The sequence below is a fragment of the Limosilactobacillus secaliphilus genome (assembly GCF_001437055.1).
GTDB classification, from domain to species: Bacteria; Bacillota; Bacilli; order Lactobacillales; family Lactobacillaceae; genus Limosilactobacillus; species Limosilactobacillus secaliphilus.
Genome location: NZ_JQBW01000010.1, coordinates 1 through 14,301, shown reverse-complemented (window position 1 = coordinate 14,301; position 14,301 = coordinate 1). Strand labels below are relative to the sequence as shown.

Here is a 14,301-nt window from a genome sequence, read left to right as displayed (position 1 = left end):
ATACCAAGGGACTCCAGTATTCGGAAGATCCGGACGCTGGAGCCCTCTTTGTATTTTCCAGAAGATGGCGGAACATTTTCACTAAAATAGCTGAGATGGTGAATAGGCGGACCTGGTATAATAAAAAATGACTAATTATTGGGAGGATTAATTGTGCTTAAAAAGATTCACTACAAGATGTATAAGAGCGGCAAACTGTGGTGTACCGCTCTGCTTGCCGGCATGGCCCTTGCTTTGGGGGCGGGCATGAACGTAACGACTGCGCACGCGGCTGAGCAGCCAGCCACTGCACCGACGACGGTTTTGGCGGCCCAAACAGCTGCTGATAATGGTCAGGCACAGTCAGCAAGTAACAGTACGGCCAGCCAGGCACCAGCAACGGCCGTTCAAAGCAACACTCACTATTATGACCAAAACGATCATGGCAATTATGCTAACCTCGATAGCTGGTCATTGAGTGACGGGCACCTGCAATTAGCGGGTTGGCAGGCCACCAATCAGACGAAGACGATGCCATATCATTACGTGATCGTCTATGATGCCAGCCAGAACCGTGAATTGATGCGGCAGGCGGTGGAACCTGTTGACCGGCCTGACGTGCAAAAAGTTCATAATGTATACGCAGCCAACCAGTCAGGCTTCAATACCGACTTCAAGCTGGATAACAGTCAGCTGCAAGCCGTTGCCAATGATCAACTGCGGATCATTTCCCGTTACAGTAGTCAAGCACAGGGCGGCGAAGGTCAGCGATTGGACTACTGGTTCGACCCAATCAACATGGACCATGGCAACTATGGCTACCTAGACAAGCTGCAGGTCAAGGATGGCCAAGTGACGGTGTCCGGTTGGCAGGCTACGAACCAAGCAGTCGGTCGCGGCTACCACTGGGTAATCTTGTTAGCCAATGGGCATGAAATTGGCCGGCAACTGGTCACTGACCAACTTGATCGGACCGACGTTGCTCGGGCATATCCAACCGTGAACAACGCTCTGCATTCCGGCTTCTCCGTCAGTTTTCCATTGACCAGTTTGGCTGGAATCCAGAATCTGCAAGTGGTCAGCCGTTGGTCTAATGACGGTAAGAACGGTGAAGGTGCTCGCGTTGATTACTGGTACAATCCAGTCAACGTTGATCAAGGCAACTATGCTTCCTTGGACAACATGGAAGGCAAAGATGGCAAGCTGCTGGTCTCCGGTTGGCAGGCGACTAACCAGGTCAGTGCCACGGACAGTCACTGGCTGATTCTCTTTGATGCCAGTCGGAAGCAGGAAATCAGTCGGCAGAAGGTCACTGCAACTGCTCGTCCGGATGTTGCTGAAGCTTACCCAACCATCGAAAATGCTGGCAAGTCGGGCTTTAGCGGCGAATTTGTCGTTCCGGCTGCCTTTGCCGGTGACAGCCTGCAGATTATCTCGCGTTACAGCAACGATGCGAAGAATGGGGAAGGCCAGCACGTTGACTTCTGGTTCCCAGCCTCCTCAACACAAAATGCGGGTTACTTGGATGACTTTAATTTGAGCGAGGGACAGTTGACCGTCTCTGGTTGGCACGCCACGGATGCTTCATTGGCCCAGCAGAATCGTTTCTTGATCCTGTATGACAATACAGCTAAGCGCCAAGTTGCCGTTACCAAGTCCGCAATTGTTAGTCGTCCGGATGTTGCTAAATCATTTGGCAACATTGCCACGGCGGCCAACAGCGGGTTCACCGGCACGTTTGCGGATGCTCAATTAGTTCCGGGTCATTCTTACTCAGTGGTTTCCCGTTATTCAACCAGCGCTAAGGGCAATGGCGGCAATGCTGGAGCAAGCTTCACGGACTACTGGTCCAATGCCTTTACCTTAAACCAGCGTGCCTACTACATCGACAATTTCCAGGCGGTTTGCAAGCACTATCAAGTCTCCGGCTGGGTAGCCGATGATAACGCACTGGCACAGCCGAATGCGGTAGTCATCCTGTTGAACCACAACAACGGTCAGACCCGTGAACTGGCCCGGACCAAGATCACTGACTGGGCTGATCGTGATGACGTTGCGGCCGCATTCCCATCCCTCTACCGGTCCGGCAAGAGTGGCTTCAGCGTCAACTTCGATGTTGATCCAGCAACGGTAACCGGCGATTTGCAACTGGTATTGCGTTTCTACAATGATGACCAAAACGCCGACAGCGACAGCAGCCAATGGAGTCAGTCTTACCCAACCAATGCTGGTTTCTTTGACCAAGTGAAGGTTAACGGCGACCACGTAACGGTTTCCGGTTGGCACGTCAACAGTCAGTCAAGCCGGATGCCATATTCATGGTTGATCGTGATCCAGCAAGGCAAGGGTGAAATCTTCCGGATGAACCTGGGCAATGGGCAGGCAAATATCAGCCGGCCAGACTTGCTGAAGTACTATGGCTACGTTCCTGGTGCTGATCACGCCGGCTTTAACGCCAGCTTCAACCTCGGTGGGGCCAATAAGATGAACTTCTATGTCATCCACCGTTACTCCGCATCCACCGATGGCAACAGCGATTATGCAGACGTCAACTCTGCGATGGTCTATGGTGATGTGATGCGGCACCCAATTCAGTGGTGGATGTCTTCCGAAACGGTACCGTACCCAGACCTGTCGCAATTGCATGACTTCTGGATTCACGTACGGATCGGCCAAAACCGGGTTTACCTGATGGATGGCAATAATGTGGTTTACACCATGTACTGCACGGCTGGTCGTTATGTCAATGGTGTATCCTTGACGCCAACCGGCACTTACTATATTCAACAAGAGCGGGGCGACGAGTTCGACTACGCCTTCCACTGGACTTCCTGGAAGGATCACGGTGTCTACCTGTTCCACTCCGTTATCTTTGATGGTCCTTGGACAGGCCGCATTGACCCAGCCGAAGCAGCCAAGCTCGGTGTTGAGCCTGGTTCACATGGTTGTATCCGTCTGGCTATGCCGGATGCTGATTGGATCCAGCACCATGTTCCAGCTGGTACCAAAGTGGTCATTGATAATTAAATACAGTAGAGCTAAAAAAGAGCAGTTCATTGCGAACTGCTCTTTTTTTGTTATTTAAAATTTATATTTGCTTCAATGCGTCAATGAAGCCTTGCAAGTCATCGTCGTCAAACACCCGGTAATTCGGGTAGTGGTGGTAGTGGTCAGCAACATTGGCAAAGGCCAGAAATGGGGTCTGATGTTGAGCAAACTGTTTCAACACATGGTGTTCCTTAACTGGACAATCAACATCGAGGTAGGCATCACAGTGTTTGACTAACTCTTCAATCTGTCGTCCAACAATGTGTTCATAGACGTGAATGTTAGGATATTGGAGCAGTTTGTGAATTTTGGGCCCAACTGGTACCCAAGTTGCAACATTGAACTCATATTGCGGGCAGGCCTTGGCGAGGTCGACCAAGCGGCCAGTCTCTTCAGTCATTAAAAAGGTGAAGAAGCGTTTATACAGGTTGGGCTGAGTTAATGGTAGCGGCCGGTTGTAAACAGCGTCTTCCCAGCTTAGGCCATAGTATTGCCACCACAATTCCCTGAGCCGGCCGCTAGAGAAGTCTTTCCAGGGCTTGTGGATGGTCAAGAAATGGGTGATCACGGGTTGGGTGACTGAATCCAATTTTGGCAATAGGTAGGGCTTTATTTTTGAGTGATAGTAGGCAATTGAGTCCATCCCAATTTGATAATTGTCGGCAAGCGGCAAAGCAAGGTAATCGTCCTTGAAGAAGTGGTTGAAAACATCTTGATCGGCATTCTTTAAGGAACGATCCTGTCCCAGTTTTAGTGCTTGACTCACGAAGTTCGGGATGCGGCGTAAGTGGTCGAGATCTAACAAGAGGACCCCGCTGTTAAAATGCCCGTTGTGCTCATCGTAGTCTTCGACGGCTGCCAGCGGATGCCCCTGCAGATCCTGGTAGAACAGCTGGGTCAGCGAATTGTTGACGATGACATCACTATCAAGGTAGAGGACGCGCGAATCGGACAACAAACGCGGCAATAGGAATTTGGCGTAGGCAACCACACTAACTTGGTCTAGAAAGGCAAATTCCTTGGCCAATGTCTTGGGCAGGATCTTTTTGTCAATGATTTTACAGTGAATGATGGCCAGCCGTTGATTGGCCAAGAAAAACCATTCCTGGGGGATATCGGGATTGATCACGTAAATCTTACAGTCGTGATTATGGTAAATGATCGATTTGATCGTGGTCTCGATCTGCTTGATATAGCCATAATCACCAACTAATGCGATTACTAATGGCTTGTACATATACTAATCCTCTGCATTGTTGAGCCGGACATAGGAACCATTGATGAAGCCTAAGTCCTTGTCCTGGTACCAGGTCACGCCATTGTTGTCATTCAGCCGACCGACCAGGGTCAATTGATGACCATTCTCGACCGTGCCATTGGCCTCGCCATAGGGCCGTTTGTAAGTGAACAGGTGGCCGCCAGCAGTGTAGTCAACTGTGGCGGGAACGTTATTCAGCGGCAAGATGGTCAACTGTGAGGCGGGGCCGTTTTGTGCGGGTTCCACTTTTGCGTAGGGGTCGTCGTGGGAAATCTTCATGGTGTTGACGTCAAACTTGATCCAGCGGTCGGCGTTGACGTTATACCAAAATTCGCCCTTCATCGTGGCAACCCGTTCGAAGGATTTGACATAAAAGTCGCCTGGCAATGGTTCATCAACGGGCAGGCCGTTAACGGCATCGTACTGCTGCACCGGCTTGGCCAGGTGAATGTACAATTCGATTCGTTCGATTTCGCCCCAGGCCTTTTTGCGGTAGAAGAGGTGAATACTGCGCTGTTGCATGTCAAAGGTGCCTTTCAGGTCGCCCTCGGTTTTCACCAGCTTATACTTAGGAAATTTAGGCGGGGTGACCGTAAACTGTTCACCCTCCTGACCTTGGAGCAACTTCGGCATCTGGACGTTTTCACCAGAATCAATGTCTTCGTAGTAAATCCAGATCGGGTTGCCCTGTTTAATAATATGAACCATGATTTTCACTCCATATGAACGTTTTCATTTAGTATACCGCTTTTCACCGCCGCTTTGGTGGGTTGCATTCAGATGCAAACAAAAAAGCCGCCAACATTCGCGATTGGGCGAACATTGACGGCTTGGGCTACCCAGGAAAGGCAGTCCTTAATTATTCTGCATCGTTATTATCAGTGTTTGAAGTACTATTTTCTTCATTATTTAGTGTTTCTTCCGTGGAGGACTGGCTGTTGTCGGCTGCAGTCTCATCATTAGCAGCTACGACCTTGATATTGTCACCATCCATTTCGGCAGCCAGGTTGCGAGCATCATTGTGATCCAGAACGAAGTCGGCAATCCGGTCTTCGATTTGTTCCTGGATGACTCGCCGTAATGGACGTGCACCCATCTTCGGGTTGTAACCGAGTTCAACCAACTTCTCGCGAACGGCGTCGTTGATTGTGATATGGAGATGCCGATCCTTCAGCTGGTCGTTAACGTCAGCGATCATCAGGTCAACAATCTTCTTCAAGTCATCCTTCGTCAGTGGATTGAATTCAACAATGTCATCAAACCGGTTCAGGAATTCAGGCTTGAAGTAGTTGGTCAGCTTATCTAAGACGGAGTGCATGTCACCACTGGCTTCAGCGCCAAATCCCACACTGGAAACCGCGTCCCCAGTTCCGGCGTTAGAAGTCATGATGATAATGGTATCTTTGAAGGAAACGGTCCGGCCTTGTGAATCGGTGAGGCGGCCGTCATCCAGGATCTGCAGGAACATGTGCATTACGTCTGGGTGAGCCTTTTCAACTTCATCCAAGAGAATCAGGCTGTAAGGGTGACGCCGAACCTGTTCAGTCAGCTGACCGGCTTCTTCGTAACCAACGTAACCAGGTGCTGAACCGATCAGTTTGGAAGTCGACATCTTGTCCATGTATTCGGACATGTCGAACCGGATCATGGCGTCCTTGGAACCGAAGAGCAGCTTAGCCAATTGCTTAGCGGTTTCAGTCTTACCAACACCGGTCGGGCCAACAAACAGGAAGCTGCCGATTGGACGGCCAGACTTGTTCAGACCAATCCGGTTCCGCCGAATAGCCCGGGCAATCTTATCAACCGCCGTCTTCTGGCCGATGATGTGTTTGTCGAGTTCCTTGTCTAAGTCCTTCAGCTGGTTTTCTTCTTGTTTCTGCAACTTGCCAACAGGGATATTGGTCTTCTCTTCGACGATCTTTTCCATATCCTTAACGGTGACGGTTGCTTCGTCTTGAACCTTGTTTTCTTCGGCTTCCTTCTTGGCCTTGGTCAAACGAGTAACTTGGTCACGGTAGAAGGCCGCCTTTTCGTAGTCCTGATTGTCAACCGCTTGTTGCTTGTGTGCTTCAGCGGTGTGAATCTCGTTTTCAATGGCGTTCGGATCGACATTCTTCAAGGTCAGGTTCTTGCGTGAGCCGGCTTCATCGAGCAGGTCAATGGCCTTGTCAGGCAGGAAACGATCCTGGATGTAACGATCAGATAACTTGGCAGCTGCCTTGATGGCATCGTCCGTGTATTTGACGTGGTGGTAGTCCTGGTAACGACCCTTGATTCCGTTCAGAATCTGGATGGTTTCGGCCACACTTGGTTCGTTAACCTCAACTGGTTGGAACCGCCGTGCTAAGGCGCCATCCTTTTCGATCTTCCGGTATTCATTCAAGGTCGTGGCACCAATCAATTGGAAGTCGCCCCGAGCCAAAGCCGGCTTCAAAACGTTACCTGCGTCCATGCCACCTTCAGCGTTACCGGCACCCATGATTTCGTGGATTTCGTCGATGAACAGAATGATGTTCGGGTTCTTGGAAACTTCATTAATCAATTGTTGCATCCGCTTTTCAAATTGACCACGAATGCCAGTGCCTTGAACCAGGGAAACAACATCAAGACGGATGATTTCCTTGTTCTGTAGCTTTTCTGGAACGTCGCCAGAAACAATGGCCGTAGCCAAACCTTCAACGACGGCCGTCTTACCAACCCCGGCTTCACCAATTAAAACAGGGTTGTTCTTGGTCCGCCGGTTGAGAATTTCGACGACCCGCTTGATTTCCTTTTCCCGGCCAATCACTGGGTCGATCTTTCCTTGCCGTGCCAGTTCGGTCATGTTGATCCCGTACTGACCCAGCATGCCTTTACCGTTGCGGCCGCCGCCACCACGTTGATTCTGAGTATTACCCATGTTGGCGTTCTGCTGCATGTTGTTCATGGCGTTCATGAAGTCTTGCATGTTGTTGAAGCCAAAGACATTATCCATACCATTGCCCCCATTCATTGCGTTCATTTGCATGTTTTGTAATTTTTCGTAACAGTTTTGACAGAGGTCGACCTGCATCTTTTGCCCATTGACCATCATTTGTAGATGGATGGTTGCAGGATTTTTATGACAGTTTTGACAAAGCATTCTGTGCTACCTCCTTAAAGTTGCCAGAAAGGTATCAAAAGTTTGACCTTTCTTGACTATTGGTTCTCATTATACTTACTTTTTCCAAGAAAGCAAGCAAGCTGACTTAGAAGTTGAAAGTCGTTTAAATGCCGATTTAACGGGCTTGAAGGCCAATCTCATAATTAACCCTTCCATAAAATTTTAGCACTCTTTGTCATTGAATGCTAAAATACGGGTGGAAACTGATGATTGGAGGTGGCTCAATGGCAGAGAAGGACTATGAAACATTGTTAAAGCAATTGCATGACGGCCAGATCGACGAATTAGTTGTGCGTCCGCCAGAATTCATGGATTTTCAAAAGATCTTCCAGGCATCCCCATATCGTTCACAGATTGAAGGCAATGCTAAACATGGTGGTGAAATTCACTATCACCTTATTAAGGAAGAAGCAAAATAGTGAATGCAGAAGGCACATGTCTCTTCTTGTATTTACCGCTTACAATTGATATAATTTAGGCATGTTTAGGTAGGGTACACCCTGCTAACCAAATTGTCTTAAGGAGACTGATTATAATGGAAAAACGCGATTTTACTGTAACTGCTGAAACTGGTATTCACGCACGTCCGGCTACCATTCTGGTCCAGACTGCTTCCAAGTTCACTTCAGACATCACTCTTTCCTACAACGGCAAGAGTGTTAACCTGAAGTCCATCATGGGTGTTATGTCCTTAGGTGTTGGCCAAAACGCTGATGTTACGATCAGTGCTGAAGGTGACGACGAAAAGGACGCCATTGCAGCTATTGAAGAAACGATGAAGAAGGAAGGCTTATCTGACTAATATGTCCCAGGTACTACATGGCATTGCGGCCGGCGGTGGGATTACGATCGCACCGGTTTTTGTACTGGGCTCAGTCAGTTTGTCTGCTCTACATCAGAAGACAAATAATATGGATCATGAAGTTAAGCGGCTTCATGATTCTTTTTCTTTATCTAAGCAGGAACTGGTTCAATTGGATCAGCAGGCCGCACAGAAGATGGGCCACCGGCTGCAGACGATTTCTACTCAGCTGGCGATTTTAAAGGACAATGTCTTCAGCCAATTAGCTAACCAGTTGATCAATGAAGACCACGATAATGCCGAATGGGCCGTTCAAGAAGCCGGTAAACAATTGCTGCATTTGTCCACTGTGGCCATCAGTAGTCCATTTTGGGCCAACACGGTTCGTGACCTGACCCAGCGCCTATTAAGTCACTTGTTGCACCAGCCGCTGCCGGACATCACCCAGATCGATCACCGGGCCATCATCGTCGCTAATAGTATTAGTCCCACGCAAGTTGTCGAAATGAATCGAAACTTGGTTGCCGGCCTGGTTACCGAAACCGGTGGTGCAACGTCGCATTTTTCCTTATTATCTGAAGAATTGGCACTGCCAGTGGTTGTCGGTATTCCGCAACTGTTGCAGCATGTGCATGATGACATGGTGATGATTGTGGATGGTATCCACGGTACGGTGGTTCTATCACCATCACCCAAAGAAATCGATCACTATCAAGAAATTGCCCAAAAGTACGAGGAGAGTCAAAAAGCCGTTGGCAGCCTCCGCAACCATCAAACGATTAGCAAGGATGGCAACCACTACACAATTGGGGCAAACCTCTCCTTATTAAATGAACTGCCAGCGATCCAGAAGAGCGGGGCAGAAGGAATCGGCATCTTCCGTACCGAATTTTTGTTCATGGACCGAACGGAATTGCCGACCGAAGAAGAACAGTATCGCGCTTACCGCAAAGTGGTCAGTGCAATGCATGGTCAACGGGTAGTTATCCGGACCTTAGATATTGGCAATGATAAATTGTTAACCAGCCTGAAGCTTCCCGATGAAGTTAATCCAGCTCTAGGAATGCGCGGAATCCGGATCAGTCTAGCTCATCCCGAACTCTTGCGTCCCCAATTACGGGCCATTCTGCGGGCATCGACGGCCGGTCGCGTTGCCATCATGTTCCCAATGATCTCTGAAGTTGAGGAGTTCAACCGAGCACGGGCACTCGTTGATGAAGAAGCACAGAAATTAGAGGCAGAAGGGATTAAGATTGCTGACAATATCGAAGTCGGCATGATGGTGGAAACCCCCGCTGCGGTCATGATGGCCGACCAGTTAGCCAAGTACGCCGACTTTTTCAGTATTGGGTCCAACGACTTGATCCAGTATCTGTTTGCTGCCGACCGGAACAACGAAAAGGTGGCCTATCTGTATCAGGCCCTGCATCCGGCAATGCTTCGAACCATTCGCCGGGTCATCGACTGCGGGCATGCAGAAGGCAAGTGGGTCAGCATGTGTGGCGAGATGGCCGCACTGCCCGCCGCCCAGCCGTTGCTGATGGCGATGGGCTTGGATGCTTTCTCCGTTCCTGGTAAACGGGTCCTGCCACTGCGGCAGCTGGTCCACGGTCTGTCAGCGCGTAAACTGCAGCCGTTAGTTCACCAGGCGCTGGACGCCGCCAACGCCAATGCTGTGCATAAGCTGGTTCAGGCGCAACTACCACAGTTGTACGAGAATTAAAGTGACTCGTATTTTAAGATTGTGTTGTTTAGTTGAAAGTTAAACATTTTGTAACAAGGGCTTAGGAAGCGTACCTGACGTGACCTAAGCCCTGTTTTTAAAAAGAAAACAATAATGAAGGAGCTTACATTTGGCCTTGTCAAGGTGGGGTGCTTGCCAGCGATTTTATTTGAGTTTAAAATGGTTGGGATTACGTCGACAATCAATGTTGCATACCAAAGGAGAATCTGATTTGAAAATCGGCTTATTCACAGATACATATTTTCCTCAGGTAAGTGGTGTGGCCACCTCGATCAAGACCCTGCGTGACCAGCTGGTAGCACAGGGTAACCAGGTCTATATCTTTACCACGACCGATCCCCACGCAAAAGATGTCGATGAAGAACAGGGCATCTATCGTTTTCATAGTGTGCCATTCGTCTCATTCTCCGACCGGCGGATTGCCTTTGCCGGTTGGCTTAAAGTGTTACGGTTAGCCAAAAAATTGGATTTGGACATTGTACACAACCAAACCGAGTTCTCATTGGGTGTGATGGGGAAGATGGTTGCCCGTGAATTGGACATTCCTTGCCTACACACTTATCACACAATGTATCAGGACTACTTGCACTACATTGCCAATGGTCATGTGCTGAAGCCCAAAGATGTGGCGCGGTTGGCCCACCTTTACCTGAAAAACATGGACGGGATCATTGCACCTAGCGAACGGGTTTATACGACTTTGAAAAGCTACGGGGTGACCTCGCCAATGCGGATCATTCCGACCGGCGTCAACCTGGATGTCTATGGTCATGAAGACAGTCCGGAGCAAACGCATGCTTTGCGGCAGCGTTTTGGTTATGATGAAGATACGCCGGTGCTCTTGTCATTGAGTCGGCTGGCCTTTGAGAAGAACATTCACGCGTTGATTGAAGCCATGCCGGATATTCTGGCTAAAGATAGCCGGGCACAACTGCTGATCGTCGGTGATGGCCCCGCCAAGGAAAGCCTGGAGCGACAGGTTAAAGAAATGCAGCTGGGTGATCATATCCAGTTTGCTGGTGAAGTACCGAACAATCAGGTTTATCACTACTATCAGATGGCCAATGTGTTTGTGTCTGCGTCTGATTCGGAGTCACAGGGCTTGACCTATGACGAGGCATTGGCATCAGACCTACCGATTGTGGTGATGCAGAGTCCATACACGGATGAGTTGATTGACGACCCAGCCATCGGAATTTCGTTCCAGCGGCGGGCAGAGTTGGTTCAGGGCGTTTTGCGCTACATCGAGAATCCACCGTCGCCTGAGGATAGTGCCAAGCGGCAAGCAAAATTACATGATATTTCAGCGGAGGTCTTTGGCCATCGGGTTGTCGACTTTTACGAGGATTGTCAGGCAAGACATGAGCGTCAGTCGACTGGTCACCGGCGGCTGTTTCACCGAAAGAAGGCTTAGCGATGTTAAAGATCACAATGTATTCTTCGGCAGATAAAGTAAAGGGGCAAGGCGTTGGCTCCGCCTATGTGGAATTGGTGCGGATGCTCAGGGCCCGCTTTCAAGGCGAGTTTGACATCGCCATCAATCAGTATCGGGAAAGTGACATCAGCCACTACCACACGATCGATCCTAAATTTTACTTATCGACTTTCTCTAAGAAACGTGGGCGCAAAATTGGTTACGTCCATTTTTTGCCTGAGACCTTGGATGAAAGCTTGACGATCCCGCAGCCATTCCGGAGCATCTTTTATCATTACGTGATTGTGTTCTATAAGCGGATGGACCATTTGGTGGTGGTTAACCCGTCTTTCATTCCTAAACTGGAAGCGTATGGAATCCCAGGCAGTAAGATCACCTATATCCCTAATTTCGTTGACAGCGATCGCTTCTATGAGATGAGCAGCCAGGAACGCATCAACCTGCGCCAGAAGTTTCATTTGAAGCGTGATGACTTTGTTGTTTTGGGCAGCGGTCAGATTCAGGAACGCAAAGGGGTGCCGGACTTCATTAAACTGGCGCGGCAGAACCCGGACATCCAGTTCATCTGGGCCGGTGGCTTTTCTTTTGGCCGGATGACGGATGGCTATAAGCAATTGAAACGAGTCGTTGATAATCCACCGGCGAACCTGTTGTTTACGGGAATTGTCAGTCGTGATGAAATTGCTCAACTGAATAATGTTGCAGACCTGTTTCTCCTGCCTTCGTATAATGAACTTTTCCCGATGTCCGTGCTGGAGGCATTCTCTTGTGGTACACCGGTGATGTTGCGTGATCTGGATCTTTACCATTCAATCATCGATGGTTATTACCAACCGGCTAAGGACGTGGATGCCATGCAGCGCGAATTAGTGCGGCTGCGTCACGACCCAGAACGGCTGTTGATGTTGAAAAAGCTGGCCCACGAAGCAGCTCATCGTTACTCGAAAGATCACTTGGCTCAAATTTGGCATCGTTTTTATCTTGAACAGGCAAAGGAGCGGTAACAATGTCCAGGAAAAATTGGCTGGTTTTAATCCTGATGTTATTGGCCGGCGGTGGCATTTTTGCTTACTCCTTGCGCGGCACGGATATTCATCAACTGGGACGCGATCTGGCAGCGATGAACTGGGGCTGGTTCTTAGTGGCCGTTATCTGTATCTGCATCTACCTGGGTCTAGAAGGTGTGGTTGTCAAAATTTTTATGGGCAACCGCTTTAAGAACTTCACCTGGAAAGATGCTTTGCGCCTGCCTTTGATTGAACAGCTGTTTAACGGGATCACCCCATTTTCGACTGGTGGTCAACCGGCCCAATTACTGGCCATGCTGCAGTCAGGTGTCGATGGCGGAATCGCTAGCTCGGTCTTGCTGATGAAGTTCGTGGTCTTTCAGTCAATGATCGTGATCAACTTTCTGATTAGTATTTTGATTGGGTTCCACTACATTGCCAGTAAGCTGCACGCCCTGTCACTCTTTGTGATTTTTGGATTCTTAATCCACCTGAGCGTGATCGTGGCTCTCTTGATGGTCATGTACTGGTATAAGTTCACCAAGAAGATGACCAATATCTGTATCAAACCCGCTGCTTGGTTCATGGAGCCGCAGCACTATGCGGATATGAAAGTCCGTCTGAACGAGAAGATCGACTCTTTTTATTCTGAAAGTTTGCGGATGAAGTCACAATACAAGAAGATGGCGAAAGTCGCCTTAGTGACGATCATTCAACTGCAGGCTTACTATGTTATCCCGTACTTCATCCTCTTGGCATTGGGTGTGCACGGCGTTAACTTAATCATGGTAACGAGCCTGCACGTGCTGATTTTTATGATCATCTCACTTTTCCCAATTCCTGGTGGTACCGGTGGAGCAGAGTACAGTTTTTCCGTTCTTTTTAGTTCCTTTATCCATTCCAATAGTAAGATGGTGCTCGCTATGCTCCTGTGGCGGGTCCTGACTTACTACTTTGGTATCTTCACCGGCATCTTTGCCTTATTCATTCGTCCGGATAAGGCATCAAAGTCATAATCGACCATTAGCAGCTGTGATTCGTTCTTAAATAATGGTGCGCTGACGGGCCCTTGCAGCAGATCTAGACTTTTTATGTGACTGGGCCCTAGTGATTGTGTATTAATGAATATCTATTGACGATTAAACAATGGAGGAGACCATGCAGCACTCACATCTATATGACATATTGAGACGATTGAACGCAATGATGCATGATGACAGTGGGGATCCACAAGCACGTGAGTTCATGCAGTTTGGAGTGCCGGTTTGCAAAGTCACCTTTAATCGTGAGCAGGACCAGTTTATTGTCGAACGCTATGAACCCGACCGGCGGATGATTTTTGACGATCTCGACCTAGTGGCCATTGAAGTCTATGATTGTCTCTACGATTTCCGTCATTCTTTCTAGTAGTACTATTAAATAAACAACTACGCAGCCTGAGCCGTTGATGAGCTTGGCTGCTTTTTTATTGGTTAGTCATGAGTAACGGTTGAATGATATCTTGTTAATTCACGTTTGCTTTTCTTATTAATCCAGGTTCAGCACGTCTTAATTTATGACGAATATATCATCACTAATAGTCCTTATCGTCCAGTAAAAATCGAACATAAAGTAGTTGCAATATAAGATTGTCCTGTTTTAAGAAAAAGGCGAAAAAGTTCCGATAATCTTGTTGACAAAGGCTCTGGTTCACTGGTATATTTTATAACGTTGTTGCGGCGGAACAGTTCGTTTCACCCTTCAACTTCCTTCCTAATTAAGATTAACTATTGACATCTACTTGTCAGTTAATTATAATTAGTAATTGCCAATAGGCAGTGCCTATTGACGGGGTAGACCTTTGAAAACTGAACAAAGTTTCGACGAATCAAATGTGTAGGGTCCTT

At 48.5% G+C, this 14,301-nt stretch carries 11 protein-coding genes; 8 read left to right on the top strand and 3 right to left on the bottom strand.

What is annotated here, in order from left to right; all coding sequences use genetic code 11:
• The first annotated feature begins 153 nt into the window (after window positions 1–153).
• Complete coding sequence (locus IV45_RS04955; RefSeq protein WP_057741246.1) at window positions 154–3,006, top strand: L,D-transpeptidase family protein; 2,853 nt, start codon at window positions 154–156, stop codon at window positions 3,004–3,006.
• Between the two features lie 61 nt (window positions 3,007–3,067).
• On the opposite strand, the gene IV45_RS08030 is transcribed toward IV45_RS04955, so the two are convergent.
• The 3 genes from IV45_RS08030 to IV45_RS04935 all read right to left on the bottom strand — a co-directional run bounded on the left by IV45_RS08030 (window position 3,068) and on the right by IV45_RS04935 (window position 7,406).
• A complete protein-coding gene (locus IV45_RS08030; RefSeq protein ID WP_235807665.1) occupies window positions 3,068–4,264 on the bottom strand; it encodes a glycosyltransferase family 8 protein in 1,197 nt (398 codons plus the stop codon).
• Window positions 4,265–4,267: 3 nt separating this feature from the next.
• Window positions 4,268–4,993, bottom strand: coding sequence for a MucBP domain-containing protein (locus IV45_RS04940; protein ID WP_057741242.1), 726 nt, complete (start codon window positions 4,991–4,993; stop codon window positions 4,268–4,270).
• 151 nt (window positions 4,994–5,144) lie between these two features.
• Window positions 5,145–7,406 (bottom strand): ATP-dependent Clp protease ATP-binding subunit, encoded by a 2,262-nt coding sequence (locus tag IV45_RS04935; RefSeq protein ID WP_083487267.1) that lies wholly within the window; start codon window positions 7,404–7,406, stop codon window positions 5,145–5,147.
• Window positions 7,407–7,651: 245 nt separating this feature from the next.
• On the opposite strand from IV45_RS04935, the gene IV45_RS04930 reads away from it, so the two are divergent.
• From IV45_RS04930 to IV45_RS04900, 7 genes are all read left to right on the top strand, one after another.
• Window positions 7,652–7,846: a hypothetical protein gene (locus IV45_RS04930; protein ID WP_057741241.1), complete on the top strand. Its 195-nt coding sequence runs from the start codon at window positions 7,652–7,654 to the stop codon at window positions 7,844–7,846.
• 116 nt (window positions 7,847–7,962) lie between these two features.
• Window positions 7,963–8,229, top strand: a complete 267-nt coding sequence (locus tag IV45_RS04925; RefSeq protein WP_057741239.1) for a phosphocarrier protein HPr — start codon at window positions 7,963–7,965, stop codon at window positions 8,227–8,229.
• Between the two features lies 1 nt (window position 8,230).
• Window positions 8,231–9,952: a phosphoenolpyruvate--protein phosphotransferase gene (gene ptsP, locus IV45_RS04920; protein WP_057741237.1), complete on the top strand. Its 1,722-nt coding sequence runs from the start codon at window positions 8,231–8,233 to the stop codon at window positions 9,950–9,952.
• 232 nt (window positions 9,953–10,184) lie between these two features.
• A complete protein-coding gene (locus IV45_RS04915) occupies window positions 10,185–11,387 on the top strand; it encodes a glycosyltransferase family 4 protein (protein ID WP_057741235.1) in 1,203 nt (400 codons plus the stop codon).
• 2 nt (window positions 11,388–11,389) lie between these two features.
• A complete protein-coding gene (locus tag IV45_RS04910) occupies window positions 11,390–12,412 on the top strand; it encodes a glycosyltransferase family 4 protein (protein ID WP_057741233.1) in 1,023 nt (340 codons plus the stop codon).
• A gap of 2 nt (window positions 12,413–12,414) precedes the next feature.
• Window positions 12,415–13,431: a lysylphosphatidylglycerol synthase transmembrane domain-containing protein gene (locus IV45_RS04905; protein ID WP_057741232.1), complete on the top strand. Its 1,017-nt coding sequence runs from the start codon at window positions 12,415–12,417 to the stop codon at window positions 13,429–13,431.
• A gap of 142 nt (window positions 13,432–13,573) precedes the next feature.
• A complete protein-coding gene (locus IV45_RS04900; protein ID WP_057741230.1) occupies window positions 13,574–13,822 on the top strand; it encodes a DUF1797 family protein in 249 nt (82 codons plus the stop codon).
• Window positions 13,823–14,301 lie beyond the last annotated feature (479 nt).